Here is a 14,388-nt window from a genome sequence, read left to right on the forward strand (position 1 = left end):
CCTACGCCGCGCCGCCCGACCGGCGGGCGTGCGCCTTCTGCATCTTCACGGCGTTGCCGCAGCCGGCCATCGTGCACCAGCGGCCGGACCGGTTCTTGGAGTAGTCGTAGTACGCCCAGCGGCAGGAGTCGCGGTCGCAGACCTTGAGCCGCGGCCAGGTGCCCTCCTCGGTGGAGGCGCGCACGGCCTCCACCACGCGGGCCAGCGCCCGGCGCACCGGACGCCCGCTCGCGGGGAGCAGCCCGAACCCGTCCGCCGCGGCGAACGACACGCGCACCGGGAGCTCGGCGAGCGCGTCGTCGAGGCGCGCGATCGCCGCGGTGTCGGCGTCGTGGCCGGCGTGGGTGGCCAGCACGCTGCGCAGGCCCTCGCGGATGGTCAGGGCGAGGGCGAGGTCGTCGGAGGTGGGGGCGTCGTCGCCGGCGCCGTCGAGCAGGTCCCGGGCGCGCAGCCAGGCGCCGAGGTCGCCGGGGGTGACCCATCCCTCCTCGTCCACCTGGTACTCCACTGTGTTCACGAAGTCGTGGGGAGCGGCTCGTGGGAGTGTCGCCGTGGGCGTTCTGGGGGCTGCATCGGTAGCGCGTTGCTCCCTCCGCGTGCCCTGTTTTGGTGGGGAGAGGTCCCCATAGAGCGGATTCCAGACGGCTGTTATCGTTTGTGTCGCCCGCCGTCGAGCCCCTCGTCCGGGGCGTCTGGCGGAGCATCTTCACCAGAGCGACCCCAGGGGGAACCACTTGAGCGATCCGAACACGCCTGCGCGCGACCAGAACGACGCGCAGGACGCACAGCAGCCCGCGGCGGAGCAGCCCGCCGCACCCGAGCAGCCGGCAGCACCCGAGCAGCCCGCCGCACCCGAGCAGCCGGCCCAGCAGTACGACACCGCGCAGCAGCAGCCTTACCAGGGCCAGCAGCCGGGCCAGCCGTACCAGGGCCAGCAGCAGCCCGGCCAGCCGTACGGCGCCACCCCGGGCCAGCCCTACGGCGCCCAGCCCGGCCAGCCCAACCCGTACGCCCCCGCGCCGGGCGCGAAGCGTCGCGTCAAGCCCTGGGTGTGGTGGGTGATCGGCGGCGCGGCGGCGTTCGTCGTCCTGGTGGTCGTCGGCATCATCCTGCTGTTCACGGTCATCCTCGGCGGCAACGGCGCCAAGTCGGTCGCGCAGGACTACCTGAACGACATCGCCAAGGGCAACGCGACCGCGGCCAACAAGCTCGCCCGCGTCGACACGGACGAGGACGCCAACCGGCTCCTCACCGACGACGTCCTGGGCGAAGCCGAGCACATCACCAAGCCGGTCGTCAGCCGCACGCTCACCAGCCGCAGCAGCGACCTCACGCAGGCCACCGTCACGTACAAGCTCAACGGCAAGTCGTACCGCGGCACCATCGAGCTCGACAAGGACGACAAGGGCTGGTACGTCAGCCGCGGCCTGAGCTACCAGCTGCCGTTCGTCTCCTCCTCCATCCCGGGGTACTCGGTGCCGGGCGCGTCGTCGTCGATCACCTCCCGCGACAACGACCTCGTCGCCTACCCGGGCGTCTACTCCATCACGGCGCCGAACAAGTACTACGAGATCAAGGGCGAGCCCACCCTGACGGTCGCCGCCGACTCCTACCAGCTGAAGAGCCTGGAGCTGACCCCGTCGCAGGCGTACCTGACCGAGGTGCAGAAGCAGGTCGACGACCACTACGCCGCGTGCGCCAAGCAGACGAACTTCTACGACGTCGAGGACTGCGGCATCGAGCTCAGCTACCCGGCGAACCTGTCGACCTCCAAGTCGACGGTCGCGGTGAAGGTGGACGAGTCGCCGAAGGTGACCGTGGGCGGCAAGGACTCGCTGTACGAGTTCGAGATCGGCGCCGGCAAGTTCAGCGCGACCATGACGGGCACCGACTACAGCGGAAACCCCGGTACCGAGAGCCTGACCGGTGAGGCCGGGTACATCAGCGCCGACATCAAGATCGCCGACGACAAGGTCGAGGTCACGTTCAACTGACCCTGACCCTCACCGCCGGAACCGGTTGTCACGACACGCCGTCTCGCCCCCGGGCGAGGCGGCGTGTTGCGTCATCTCGATGGGAGCGGGGCGCCGGCGCGCAGGATCGACTGCAGCTTCTTGCCGCGCGCGAGCTCGTCGACGAGCTTGTCGAGCCAGCGGATGCGCTGCATGAGCGGGTCCTCGATCTGCTCGACGCGCACGCCGCAGACGACGCCGGTGATGAGGGAGGCGTTCGGATTCAGCCTCGGCGCCGCGGCGAAGAAGCCCTCGAAGTCGGTGCCCGCGTCGATGACGGCGTCGAGACCCGCCTGGTCGTAGCCGGTGAGCCAGCGGATGATCTCGTCCACCTCCTCCTTGCTGCGCCCCTTGCGCTCGGCCTTGGCCACGTACAGCGGGTAGACGCTCGCGAAGGGCATGTGGAAGATGCGCTCGGACATGCCGACAGGGTAGCGCTCAGGCCTGCGCGGGCGGGAGGCCGTCGTCCGGCGCGGACGGCGTGGAGGCGTGCGGCGCGTCCCGCCAGATCCGCGGCCCCCACAGCCGGAACGTCGCGTACTGCACGATCGCGACGACGCCCAGCAAGTAGCCGTCGCGGTCGAGCTCGTGCAGCCAGCCGGGAGGTCCCGGCACGATCCGCACGGCCTCCAGCAGCAGGATGACGATGGCGACGAGCCCCGCCCCCTTGCCGCCATGGAAGTGCAGCCCCATGAACGGGATCGCCGCGACGAGGCACACCAGCGCGAGCGCCGTGCCGAGCATCGCCGCGCCTCCGGACAGCGCGCGGGCGCGGGTGAGTGCAGCCCCCTCCGGCGCCGTGAGGCCGGCGTGCACGCGCGCCACGCCGACGACCACCAGGCCGAGGAACAGGCCGAGAACCACGAGGATCGTGAAGACGCCGAGCGGGGCCACGATCCACACGAGGCCGCCGAGGAACAGGACGTCGAAGACCGCTTCGAGCCAGGCGTCGCCGGCCTGGGGGATCAGGGTCACGGCGAGCACGATCACGATCAGGGCATGCGCCGCGATCAGCAGCAACCACTGCCACCAGCGCAGGAGCCAGGTGCCCTGCGTCTGCCTGCCGCGGCGCTTGCGCGGGCGGCGGCGCGGCCGCGGGCCCTTCCCCTGGTCGCCCTGCAGCGGCAGCACGAACAACGCCTGACCGGTGCCGACCAGTCCGCAGACGAGCAGCAGGAACCCGATGGAGTCGTCGGCCGGCGAGACGGCGGGGTCGACGGCGGCCAGCCACAGGGCGATCGCGATCCAGCCGAGCACGGTCACGACGCCGAAGCCCCACCAGCGCAGCCGGTCGTCGGCGAGCAGGCTCCGCAGCGGGCGGGTGGAGGCCGCGAGCAGCTGGGGGAGGCTGCGCGGGTCGGTGCGATCTGCCGTCACGACAACACACGATATGCCGTCGTCGGATCGTCGCCGGGCATTGACAGTTAGATTTCTAACTATTAGAGTTCTAACCATGACATCGAGGACCGAGCGCCTGACCGAGCTGATCCGCGCCGTCGCCTTCGCCGGGCGGGACGCCGCCGAGGCCTGGGTGCGCACCAGCGGACTGACCCGGCAGCAGGCATTCACCCTCGGCTACCTCGAGCAGAACCGCGATCGCGACGTGATCGCCCGCGAGCTCGCGGAGATGTCAGGCACCACGCCGGCCAGCGTCACCAGCCTCCTGCAGGGGCTGGAGGAGCGAGGCTACATCACGCGCGCATCGTCACCCGGCGACGCGCGCGTGAAGATCGTCCGCGTCACCGACGAGGGCGCGCGCGTCGTCTCCGGGTTCGACGACGCCATGTCCGCGGAGCAGCAGAAACTGTTCTCCGCACTCGACGCCACCGAGCAGGATCAGTTGATCGCCCTGCTCGAACGGGTCGTCGCCGCCGGCTGAGCCCGGCCTCCCCCTCCATCGTCTTCTCAAAGCCGTTCACCGGAACGGAGGTGCCGTCATGTCTTCATCCAACCGCCACTACCTCGCCTCGGCGCCCATCTGGCGCTCGCTGGTGCACCTGTGCGTGCCCATGATCGCCGGCTTCTCGGTCGGCAGCGTCTACAACGTCATCAACGCCGGCTTCGTCGGCTCGCTGCACTCCACTCCCCTGCTCGCCGCACTCACCTTCTCGCTGCCCGTCTTCGCCCTGCTCATGGCGATCGGCGGCGTGTTCGGCGTCGGCGGCGGCACGTACATCTCGCGGCTGCTCGGATCGCAGGAGCAGCCGGGGGCGGATGCCGCCGCCGGCTCCGCACGCATCCGCCAGATCTCCGCCTTCACGCTGTGGGGCTCGCTCGCCGCCGGCGCGGTGATCGGCGCGCTGGGCGTCGTGTTCGCGACGCCGCTGGCCATGCTCGTCGGGGCGACGGGAGCCTCCCTCGCGCCGACCGCGCTCTACATCGGCGCGATGTGCGCCTTCACGCCGGTCTACGTCGCCGCGTTCGCGCTGGAGCAGCTCGTGCGCGCGGAGGGGGCGGCCGTCGCCTCGATGACGGGCCTGATCGCCTCCACCATCGCGAACCTCCTGTTCGACGTGCTGTTCATCCTGCTGCTGGGCTGGGGCGTGCTGGGCGCCGGTCTCGCTCTCGGCCTGTCGAACCTGGTCACGGTCGGCTATTACGTGTGGTGGCTCTCGCGCCGGAGCACGGTCATGTCGCTCGCGCCGCGGTTCTTCCGCGCCGATCGGGAGATGCTGAAGACTGTGTTCGGCGTCGGCGCCTCCGAGCTCCTGTTGTCGTCGTTCCTGATCGTGACGACCCTGCTGATGAACTGGCTCGCCATCGCCTACGGTGACGCGCTGCTGGCCGCAATGGGTGTGGCCCTGCGGATCTCGCAGCTGCCGGAGATGATCGCGATGGGCGTCTTCATGGGCGCGATCCCGCTCTTCGCCTACGCCTACGGCGCCCGCAACCACGCTCGGCTGCGCTCGGCGATCGTCGGGAGCGCGGTCGCCATCGCCGGGATCGTGGCCGTGTTCTCGACGGCCGTGTTCCTCTTCCGCGACCAGGTGTTCGGGCTGTTCAGCGCCGACCCGTCGCTGATCGCGGACGGCACGCTCATTCTCACGGCCATGCTCGTCTCGACGCTGTTCAACGGCTTCACCGGGCTGATGATCGCGGTCTTCCAGGCCACCGAGCAGATGCGCAACGCCACGATCATGTCCGTCGCGCAGGGCGTGTTGTTCATCCCCGTCGTGCTCGCGATGAACACACTGCTCGGGATGAGCGGGCTGATCTGGGCGATGACCGTGACGGAGGTGCTGGTGTTCGCGCTCGGGGCGGCGCTGTTCCTGGCGTCGCGGCGGGCGCTGACGGCGGCGCCGTCGGCGGCGGCGGTCGAGGCGGCCGAGGCGGCGCTGGCGGAAGAGGGTCCGGAGGAAGGTGCGGAGGAAGGTGCGGAAGCCTCCCCCGCTGCCGCCGCCCGCTGACCCGGCGTCAGCCGCGCGCGGGCGGCGCGATGTGCGCCACGGCCTCCAGGTACACCTCGCGGTCGAAGTCGCGGAACAGGACGGACTGCGTCACGAAGCCCTGGATGATGCCCATGTAGAGCGTCGCGTCGGCCTGCGCGCGGGTCTCGGCCTCTGCGCGCGGCAGGCCCACGCCCTCCACGTACCAGTCGGCGAGGTAGTCGCGGAAGAAGCCGCGGATGCGCGAGCCCACGCGTTCGGCCATGTCGCCCAGGCGCGGATTGATCGGCACCTGGCCCCAGATCTGCATGAGCAGCGGGAGGTTGTCGCCCAGTTGCGCACTGAGGCCGTCGACCAGCAGCCGCACCAGGGCGGCGGGCTCGAGCATCGGCTCCGCCCGACGCGCCGCGGCCACGTCGAGGAAGCGGGCGTCGAGCACCTCGGAGACCGCGAGCTCGACCAGCTCCTCCTTGCTCTTGTAGTGGCCGTAGATCGCGCCGGCCGAGAGCCCGGACTCCGCGATGATGTCGGCCATCGACGCCTGCTGGAAGCCGGAGCGCGCGAAGCAGCGGAGGGCCGCCTGCGCGATCTGGTGCCGCCGGGCGGCTCGGTGCTCGTCCGTGACCTTCGGCATGCGCGCTCCCGTCGCCGGTGACAAAAAGAATGATCGTTCTTGACAATAGCCGATCGGGCCCCCACCATAAAGAACGAGTATTCGTTTTTAAAGGAGCAGGAGCCATGGCCACCATCGATCGGACCGATATCGGAGCTGCGGAGGTGCGCACCTCGGCCTCGCCCGCATCCCCCACTCCGCACACCCCCTGGGCGCGCGCGCTCGGCCTCGCCGTCGCGGCGGCGGCCGTCGTCGTCACCGTGCTGCTCGCCTTCCTCTGGCCGACGGTGACCTCGTCGGTCAAGGATCTGCCGATCGCGGTCGCGGGCCCCTCCGCCGCCGTCACCGCCGTGGAGAAGCAGCTCGACACCGCCGCGGACGACGCCTTCGCCGTCACCGGGGTCGACGACCGGGCGGCGGCTGTCGAGCTGATCCGCACGCGCGACGTCTACGGCGCGATCGTGCTCGGCGAGAAGCCGGAGGTGCTGACGGCCTCCGCGAACGGCGCCGTCGTCAGCCAGCTGCTCGGCCAGGTGGCCGGGAAGCTGCAGGCGCAGGCCCAGCAGCAGGCCGACGCCGCCGTGCAGCAGGCGATCGCGGCGGGCAAGGCGCCCGCCGGAACGGAGGCCCCCACGATCCAGGTGCCGGTGACCGACGTGGTGCCGCTCGCCTCCACGGATGCCCGCGGAGTCGGACTGACGGCGTCGGCCTTCCCGCTGGTGCTCGGCGGGATGCTGGGAGGCATCCTCATCTCGATCCTCGTCGCCGGCAGCTGGCGACGGCTCGCCGCGGTCACCGCCTACGCCGTCGTCACCGGGCTCGCGGTGACGGGGGTGATGCAGGGGTGGTTCGGCATCCTGCAGGGCGGTTACTGGCTGAACGCGGCCGCCGTCTCGCTCTCGATGTTCGCGACCGCGGCCTTCATCGTCGGGATGAACGCCCTCCTCGGCCGGGTGGGGATCGCGGTCGGCGCCGTGCTGACCATGCTGATCGGCAACCCGCTGGCGTCCGCCGCCCAGCCCCTCCAGTTCCTGCCGGGACCGTGGGGCGAGATCGGCCAGTGGTTCGTGCCGGGGGCGTCGGTCTCGCTGCTGCGCGACCTGTCGTACTTCCCGGACGCGAACGCCGCCTTCCCGTGGCTGGTGCTGGCCGCCTGGGGCGCGGTCGGCGTCGTCGCCATGCTCGCGGGGCACTTCCGGAACCAGGAGGTGAGCGAGGCGGCGGCGTGACGCCTCCCCCTGAACGCGGAACGCCCGCGCCGGCCCTGGGGGAAAGGGCCGGCGCGGGCGGCTTGATGCGGCCAGCGCCTAGCCGACGCCTTCGAGCGCGTCGGTCTCGGTGTTGCCGATGTTCTGGATGACCTCCGGGCGGCGCTTGCGCAGGTAGGCGAACCACGCCACCGCAGCGACCAGCGTCAGCAGGAACAGGTACGGGATGACGTTCAGCGGGAACGCGGGCACCGGCCACACGTTCGCGAAGAAGACGTACGCCATGGCGGCGACGGCGACGACAGCGCATACCCACACCAGCTTGTTCGGGATGCCCGCGCGGCGCGTGTAGACGATGCACGCGATCGCGACGAGCGCGTAGGCGACCATGTAGCCGTAGGTGCCATAGGTGTCGACCCACACGGTGATGTCCATCGGGTCGGAGCCGATGGCGAGCAGGATGACATCGAGCACGATCGCGGCGGGCCCGGCCACGAGCAGCACGCGGTGCGGGGTCAGGTGGCGCTCGTGGGTGCGACCGAAGCGCTCGGGCACCACACCCTCCTTGCCCATGACGTAGATCACGCGGCCGACGACGTTCAGCGGGGCCACCACGACGGCGAAGAACGAGGCGCCGACGCCGAAGGTGAGCACGGGGCCGAACCAGGCGGGCATGCCGATCAGTGCGGCGATGTCCTCGAGCGGGCTGGCGCTGGTCGCGAGGTCGTCGTGGAGCACGGCGATCTGCGTGTAGGCGGCGAAGACGTAGAGCACGCCGACGACGACGGCGCTCCACATGATGGCGCGGGGGATGGCGGTGTACGGGTTCTTCGCCTCGCGGCCGAGGGCGTCCGCCGACGAGAAGCCGACGAAGCCGAGGATGCCGAGCACCATGCCGGCGGCCACGCCCTGGAACGGGGCGCCCTGCGCGAAGACCTGCGCCGGATCCCAGGCGGCGGGGCCGGCCCAGATCAGCGCGGCGACGAGCAGGATGGTGATGATCGTCACCGACACGAGCTCCAGCACCAGCGACACACGCGCCGACAGACGGATGCCGCGGATGGTGAACAGCGTCGCGAGTCCGCCGAGGACGATGGCGAGGCCGATGTACCAGCCCGCACCTCCCGCCGGCACACCGAGCAGCGCGAGGAACTGGTTGAAGTACGCGACCGAGCCGCCGAGCGAGCCCGCCGCGATACCCCAGCAGCCGATGATCAACGTCACGCCGGCGAGGTAGGCGCCGGTCGGGCCGAGGCCCTTCGCCACGTACGTGTACAGCGAGCCGGCCGACGCGTGCTTGCGGGCGAAGACGACCACGCAGTAGCCGACGCAGAGGATGACGATGGTCGCCAGGATGAACGAGTAGATCGTGCCGTTGCCGGCGCCGACGAAGATCGACATGGCGGTGAAGGCGATCACGGCGCTGGGCGCGATGTTGGCGATCGCCTGCGCGGCCAGCTCGGGGCCGCTCATGACGCCGCGGCGCAGGCCGGCGTCGGTCGGGCCTGCTGCCCGGTTCTGGGTGGTGGTCATGGCTCTCCAGTGAGTCGGTACGGGTTTCGGGGGCGTGCGGGGTGGTGCGGCGTTACGGGATGAGCAGGGTGCGCAGGACGGACCCCTTCTCGAGGTCGTCGAAGGCCTCCGCGGCCTCCGCGAGCGGGCGCCGGCCCGAGATCAGCGGGTCGAGCTTCAGCTGGCCGTCCATGTAGCGGTCGACCAGCGCGGGGATGTCGATGGAGGGGCGCACCGAGCCGTAGTTGGAGCCGAGGATGCGCTGGTCGGCCTCCGCCAGCACCAGCGGCTCGAACGACGCCTTCGCGCCCGTCGGCGGCAGGCCGACGATGACCGCGGCGCCGCCGAGGCCGAGCATGCGGATGGCCTGCTCGGTCGTGGAGGTGCGGCCGATCGCGTCGAACGCGTAGTCGACGCCGTCGGGGATGAGCTCGAAGAGCTGCTCGACCGCGTCGGCCTGCGAGGCGTCGATGCGGTCGGTGGCGCCGAACTGCAGCGCCATCTGGGTCTTGTCGGCGAGCACGTCGACGGCGACGATCCGCTCGGCGCCGGCGAGCTTCGCGCCCTGCACGACGTTGAGGCCGACGCCGCCGCAGCCGATGACGGCGACGGTGGAGCCGGGCTCGACGGCGGCGGTGTTGAGCACCGCTCCGACGCCGGTGGCGACGGCGCAGCCGACGACCGCGATCACGTCGAGCGGTGCGTCGTCGCGGACCTTCACGGCGCCGGAGGCCGGGACCACGACCTCCTCGGCGAAGGAGGAGACACCGAGGTAGTGGTGCAGCGGCTCGCCGTCGCGCGAGAGCCGGGATGTGCCGTCGAACAGCACGCCCTTGGGCGCGACGACGGTGGCGACCTTCTGACAGCGCGCCTCGTGCCCGGAGCGGCAGTAGCGGCACTCGCCGCACGGCGGCACCCAGCTGAGGACGACGTGGTCGCCGACCGCGAGCGAGGTCACGCCCTCGCCGAGCTCGGTCACGACGCCGGAGCCCTCGTGGCCCATGACGAGCGGGGCCGGGGCGTCCCACTCGCCGCGCTTCACGTGCAGGTCGGAGTGGCAGACGCCGGCGGCGGCGATCCGCACCCGCACCTCGCCGGCGCGCGGGGCGGCGAGCTCGACGTCGGTGAACGCGATCGGGGCGGACGGTTCGGCGAAGACGACGGCCTTCATGGGACTCCTTCGTGCGATGGTGCGGGCGGTGCTGCGATCTCGCTCGATGCTATGGAGGCGGTTCCGTCGCTGTCATTCACCGAATGTGTGGATTCACGGCACTGATTCGACAATCCGTACACTCTGACGCATGACCCGCGACGTCGCCTCCCTTGTCCGCCCCCTCGGTGGACGGCTGATCGAGGGCGCGCTCGATGCCGGGATGAGGGTTGATGCCGTCGTCGGGTTGGACGAGTTCACGCTCGTTGGTCATCCCGCCTTCGCCACGGTCGTCGTCGTGCCCGGCCGCCGGGTCGCCGCCGCGCTGGACGCGGGCGACGCGCGCACCGACTCCCTCCGCGGCGCCGTCATCGTCACGCACGGCGGCGACGCGTCCGTCACCCGGGCCATCGAGCGCGCGGGGGTCACCGCGATCGTGGCGACCGAGCCCTCCGACGACCTCCTCGCGCCCGTGCTCACCGCGCTGCTCGCGGTGGACCAGGCCGCCGAGGACCGCGCCGTGACGACCGCGATGAAGGTGCTGACCCTCGCGGCCCGGCGCGGCGGCGTCTCCGGCGTCGTCGCCGAGCTGGCCCACCGCATCGACGGCTGGGCGGTGCTGCTCGACCGGCACGGGCAGGTGATCACGACGGCGGGCGCGGGCGGCCTCCACGTCGACGATGCCCGGGCGGTCGCGCTCGGCCGCCCGGTGCGCGTGCGGCATCGCGCGCTCCAGGTGCACGCGGTCGGCGCCGACGAGGACCTCTCGGCGCGCCTGGTGGTCAGTCCGCGCACGGCTTCGTCGAGCCGCGCGCGCGAACTCGGCTCGCAGGCGGCGGCCCTGCTCGACCTGCTGCTGCGCACCGACGACCCGAGCCGAACTGAGCGGCTGGGGCGGGCGGTGATGGTGGAGGCGCTGCTCGCGGGCGGCGAGCCGGCGCGCTCCCTGCTGCAGGCCTGGGGCGTGCACGAGAGCTCGCTGACCGCCTTCGCCCTCACCGCCCGGTCGGCGTCGGTCGAGGTGGAGCGGCTCGTGTCGCACTGGCTGGACGAGCTGGGCGCCGCGCACATCCTCACCGAGAGCCGCGGAACGGTCACCGGGTTCGTCCGCGACGACCACGCCGACGCGCTCGCGGCCCGGGTGGAGGCGTACTCGTCGGCGCTGTTCCTCGGCCTCGGGACGCCGGCATCGACCGACGCGCTGGCCGGCGGCGCGGACGAGGCCCGGCACGCTCTCGAGGCGGCGCGGGCCGAGGGCCGCCGCGTGGTGCGCTACCGCGGCATCCCCACGATCCGCTTCGTGCTCGACCGCCTCGACCCCGCCGACACCCGCCGCCTCGCGCACCTCCTCGACCCCCTCCGCGACACCGCCGGCCGCCACGGCGACCTCACCGAGACGCTGCGCGCCTACCTCGCCGAGAACGGCGCGTGGGGCGCGACCGCCGACCGGCTCGGCATCCACCGCCAGACCCTCACGGCCCGCATCCACCGGGTGGAGGCGCTGCTCGGGCTCTCGCTCGCCGATGCGGACGACCGCGCGGCGGCGTGGCTGGCGCTGCGGGCGATGGCGGGGTGAGGAGGCTCAACCCGTCGGTCCGGACCCGTCGCTACCGACCCCCGGTCCTCGACCGCGTTGGGCGTCTCGGAACCAGGAGCGAATCGCGTTGATCATGCGGCTGTTGTACTGGGTGACGAATTCCACGGGACGCGGGTTGCTCCAGAACGGCGTCAACGGCGTGACCCGTCGACGGCCTGCCTTCGTGACCCAATACACCGCGGCGTACCCTTTGCTGACCCGGCGGATGGATGACAGTGGGATGCGCCTGCTCCACAACAGGCCGTGGACGACCAGCGTCGCACCGTCGAGCCGCGCGCCGGAGAGAAGGGTCCACCGCGCTGCTCCGGCCGCAGAGGGGACCACTGCGAGCAGGGCGATAACCAGCGTCTCGACGCGTGGTTCCGTTGCCAACACCGTCAGCGAGGCATAAGAGACCGCCGCGGCCGGAATGAGCATCCCGAAGCGAACCAAAGGGTGCGGCCTGAGTCGCACGCGATCACGATCGCCACTCCCGGCCGGTTCTCTCACCAGTCTCCTCGCACCCGCGGCGACTGCACTTCTCGCCGTCGGCGCCTCCATCCTGGGTGATGGCAGCGTATCGGACCTCGGGGCGCGGTCCGCGTCAGGGCGAGGGTCTCCCCGCGCCCCACCCCACTCCCTACACTGAGCCGCACATCCTCGACCGGGAGGGGCGCAGCATGCCGTCATCCGCCGTGTACCTGAGCTACGACGACGCGGGGGCCGTCATCGGCTGGCTGGAGGCCGTGGGCTTCCATGTGACGCAGCGCATCCCCGGGGAGGACGGGCGCATCATGCACTGCGAGGCCGTGCGCGAAGATCTCGTGCTCATGGTCGCCTCGGACGACGCGCCCTATCGCGTGCCCGAGCTGCTCGGGAACTCGACCGGCGTCGGCGTCTACCTCGTGACCGACGACGTGGAGGGGCTGTACCGGCGGGCGATCGACGCCGGGGCGGTCAGCGTGCATCCGCCCGAGGACACCGGGTGGGGCAGCAGGCGGGCGCGCGTACTCGACCCCGGCGGGCGGGAGTGGAGCTTCGGGTCGTACCGGCCCGGGGAGGCCGAGGGGTAGGCGCAGGAGGAGGCCGCCCTCCCGCTCCGCGTACGCTCGGAGCATGAGCACCGCAGCCTCCACCCGTCCCGTCGCCCTCGTCACCGGCGCCTCCCGCGGCATCGGCCGCGCGATCGCCGTCGAGCTGGGGGCGACCCATCATGTGCTCGTCGGCGGCCGCGACGAGCGGGCGGTGGCGGAGGTCGTGGCGGCGCTGCCGTCGGCCGAGGGGTTCGTTGCCGATCTGGTGCACGGGCCGCTCCCCGCGCTCCCCGAGCGACTCGACGTGCTCGTGCACTCGGCGGGGGTGGAGGACGGCGGCACCATCGCGGACACCGACGCGGAGGTGTGGCAGCACGTCTTCGAGGTCAACGTCTTCGCGGTGGCTGCGCTCACCCGTGCCGCACTCCCGGCGCTGCGCGCAGCGGAGGGGCTGGTCGTCGCAATCAACTCCGGCTCGGGCCTGACAAGCGGGCCCGGCGGCGGCGTGTACGCGGGGTCGAAGTTCGCGCTGCGGGCCCTGACCGACGCGCTGCGCGAGGAGGAGCGGCCGCACGGCGTGCGCGTCAGCAGCATCCACCCGGGCCGCGTCGACACCGACATGCAGCGGGCGCTCGTGGCGCGCGAGGGCCACGACTACGACACGACCTACACGATCACGCCCGAGATGGTCGCCGCCGCCGTGCGCACCGCCGTCGACCTCCCCGCCTCCGGCACGGTGGAGTCGCTGAGCGTGCGACCGATGCGACGCCGCTAGTCGCGCGCCTCGTGCACGTCGCGCGCCTTGAGCGTGCGGTACGTCGTCACCGGGTGGGTGCCGAGCACGATCTTGCCGCGCGAGTGCAGATTCTTCAGGTCGTCGTAGGCGGTCGCGATGTCGTCGAGCGGGTAGTAGCCGGAGATGAGGAGCGTGAAGGCGCGCTCGTCGGCGAGCCGGGCGACGCGCTCGAGCTGGGCGGTCGCGTGCGCGATCGACGCGGGGTCGTCCTGCAGCAGGCGCAGCTCGGTGTCGCGCCGGTCCTCGCTCGACCGGTACCGGGAGGCGGGGACGCCCAGCTCGTCGGCCAGCGCCCGCCCGTCCTGCCCGAAGTTGTCGATCAGCGCCGTGACGCCGAGGGGCGCGAAGGCGCGGATGCGCTCAGCGATGCCCTCGCCGTAGGTCACCGGCCGGATCCCGAGCTGGCGGAGGTAGTCGAAGTTGCGCTCGCCGCACGTGCCGATCACCCGGGCGCCGCGGTGCTTGGCGAGCTGGGCCTCGATGCTCCCGACGCCGCCGGCCGCCGCCGAGATGACCACCGTGTCGTCAGGGCCGATCCGCAGGTCGTCGAGCGTGTCGAGGGCTGTGACGCCGGCGAGGAACAGGCCGCCGGCGACCTCCCACGCCACGTGCGGCGGCTTGCGCACGAGCGCGGCGACCGGGACGACGATGTGCGTGGCGTGGGCCCCCTGCCGGACGTGCCCGATGACCTCCTCGCCGCGCTTGAACCGGCCGGCCGCGTCGGCGGTCACCACGATGCCGGCGAAGTCGCTGCCCGAGCCGCGCGGGAAGGGCTCGTCGGCCCAGGCGGTCTCGCGGCCGCTGCGGATGAAGCCGTCGATGTGGTTGACGCCCGCAGCGATCACCTCGACCAGCGCCTCCTCCGGCCCCGGGACCGGGAGAGGACGGGTCTGCGCCGTCAGGACGTCGGTGCCGCCGTTGCGGTCGTACTTCATGACCGTCATCTCGTCGCGCTTGCTCATCGCCGGCCTCCTCACCGCTCCAGTTGCGTGTGCCAGCGACGCTATACCTAGCCAAGCGAGATTCTCTACTATCTACCTTGTTTTCTCAGACTGGCGCATGCCGTGCTCTGGACCCAGCCCCGCGCGGTGCGGCAGACTC

General features: G+C 71.8%; 15 protein-coding genes. 7 read left to right on the forward strand and 8 right to left on the reverse strand.

What is annotated here, in order from left to right:
* Position 1 precedes the first annotated feature (1 nt).
* Positions 2–517, reverse strand: a complete 516-nt coding sequence (locus tag P5G50_RS01920) for a CGNR zinc finger domain-containing protein (RefSeq protein ID WP_301210005.1) — start codon at positions 515–517, stop codon at positions 2–4.
* Between the two features lie 217 nt (positions 518–734).
* Between P5G50_RS01920 and P5G50_RS01925 the strand changes: the two genes are divergently transcribed.
* Positions 735–1,994 (forward strand): nuclear transport factor 2 family protein, encoded by a 1,260-nt coding sequence (locus P5G50_RS01925; protein WP_301210006.1) that lies wholly within the window; start codon positions 735–737, stop codon positions 1,992–1,994.
* 71 nt (positions 1,995–2,065) lie between these two features.
* Here the strand turns inward: P5G50_RS01925 and P5G50_RS01930 are convergent, their stop codons facing one another.
* Together P5G50_RS01930 and P5G50_RS01935 are read right to left on the reverse strand one after the other, a co-directional pair.
* Entirely contained in the window at positions 2,066–2,434 is a 369-nt protein-coding gene (locus P5G50_RS01930) for a DUF2200 domain-containing protein (RefSeq protein WP_301210007.1), read from the reverse strand.
* Positions 2,435–2,450: 16 nt separating this feature from the next.
* Positions 2,451–3,389, reverse strand: coding sequence for a hypothetical protein (locus P5G50_RS01935; protein ID WP_301210008.1), 939 nt, complete (start codon positions 3,387–3,389; stop codon positions 2,451–2,453).
* 76 nt (positions 3,390–3,465) lie between these two features.
* On the opposite strand from P5G50_RS01935, the gene P5G50_RS01940 reads away from it, so the two are divergent.
* Positions 3,466–3,891: a MarR family winged helix-turn-helix transcriptional regulator gene (locus P5G50_RS01940; protein ID WP_301210009.1), complete on the forward strand. Its 426-nt coding sequence runs from the start codon at positions 3,466–3,468 to the stop codon at positions 3,889–3,891.
* 58 nt (positions 3,892–3,949) lie between these two features.
* The gene (locus P5G50_RS01945) at positions 3,950–5,419 is read left to right on the forward strand and encodes an MATE family efflux transporter (RefSeq protein WP_301210010.1); all 1,470 of its coding nucleotides are present in this window, start codon (positions 3,950–3,952) and stop codon (positions 5,417–5,419) included.
* Positions 5,420–5,426: 7 nt separating this feature from the next.
* Here P5G50_RS01945 and P5G50_RS01950 read toward each other — a convergent pair whose 3' ends face one another.
* On the reverse strand, positions 5,427–6,032 hold the full coding sequence (locus P5G50_RS01950) for a TetR/AcrR family transcriptional regulator (RefSeq protein ID WP_301210011.1): 606 nt from the start codon (positions 6,030–6,032) through the stop codon (positions 5,427–5,429).
* A 104-nt stretch (positions 6,033–6,136) separates the two neighbouring features.
* Between P5G50_RS01950 and P5G50_RS01955 the strand changes: the two genes are divergently transcribed.
* Positions 6,137–7,240: an ABC transporter permease gene (locus P5G50_RS01955; protein WP_301210012.1), complete on the forward strand. Its 1,104-nt coding sequence runs from the start codon at positions 6,137–6,139 to the stop codon at positions 7,238–7,240.
* A gap of 78 nt (positions 7,241–7,318) precedes the next feature.
* Here the strand turns inward: P5G50_RS01955 and P5G50_RS01960 are convergent, their stop codons facing one another.
* Positions 7,319–8,752, reverse strand: a complete 1,434-nt coding sequence (locus tag P5G50_RS01960; RefSeq protein WP_301210013.1) for an APC family permease — start codon at positions 8,750–8,752, stop codon at positions 7,319–7,321.
* Positions 8,753–8,804: 52 nt separating this feature from the next.
* Positions 8,805–9,902 (reverse strand): alcohol dehydrogenase catalytic domain-containing protein, encoded by a 1,098-nt coding sequence (locus P5G50_RS01965; protein ID WP_301210014.1) that lies wholly within the window; start codon positions 9,900–9,902, stop codon positions 8,805–8,807.
* A 130-nt stretch (positions 9,903–10,032) separates the two neighbouring features.
* On the opposite strand from P5G50_RS01965, the gene P5G50_RS01970 reads away from it, so the two are divergent.
* Positions 10,033–11,457: a helix-turn-helix domain-containing protein gene (locus tag P5G50_RS01970; protein WP_301210015.1), complete on the forward strand. Its 1,425-nt coding sequence runs from the start codon at positions 10,033–10,035 to the stop codon at positions 11,455–11,457.
* Between the two features lie 6 nt (positions 11,458–11,463).
* Here P5G50_RS01970 and P5G50_RS01975 read toward each other — a convergent pair whose 3' ends face one another.
* Entirely contained in the window at positions 11,464–11,895 is a 432-nt protein-coding gene (locus P5G50_RS01975) for a hypothetical protein (RefSeq protein ID WP_301210016.1), read from the reverse strand.
* A 242-nt stretch (positions 11,896–12,137) separates the two neighbouring features.
* Between P5G50_RS01975 and P5G50_RS01980 the strand changes: the two genes are divergently transcribed.
* Both P5G50_RS01980 and P5G50_RS01985 read left to right on the forward strand, forming a co-directional pair.
* Positions 12,138–12,530: a VOC family protein gene (locus tag P5G50_RS01980; protein WP_301210017.1), complete on the forward strand. Its 393-nt coding sequence runs from the start codon at positions 12,138–12,140 to the stop codon at positions 12,528–12,530.
* 43 nt (positions 12,531–12,573) lie between these two features.
* On the forward strand, positions 12,574–13,266 hold the full coding sequence (locus P5G50_RS01985) for an SDR family oxidoreductase (protein ID WP_301210018.1): 693 nt from the start codon (positions 12,574–12,576) through the stop codon (positions 13,264–13,266).
* On the opposite strand, the gene P5G50_RS01990 is transcribed toward P5G50_RS01985, so the two are convergent.
* On the reverse strand, positions 13,263–14,249 hold the full coding sequence (locus P5G50_RS01990) for an NADP-dependent oxidoreductase (protein WP_301210019.1): 987 nt from the start codon (positions 14,247–14,249) through the stop codon (positions 13,263–13,265). The genes P5G50_RS01985 and P5G50_RS01990 overlap by 4 nt on opposite strands.
* Positions 14,250–14,388 lie beyond the last annotated feature (139 nt).

The sequence above is a fragment of the Leifsonia williamsii genome, assembly GCF_030433685.1.
GTDB lineage: Bacteria > Actinomycetota > Actinomycetes > Actinomycetales > Microbacteriaceae > Leifsonia > Leifsonia williamsii.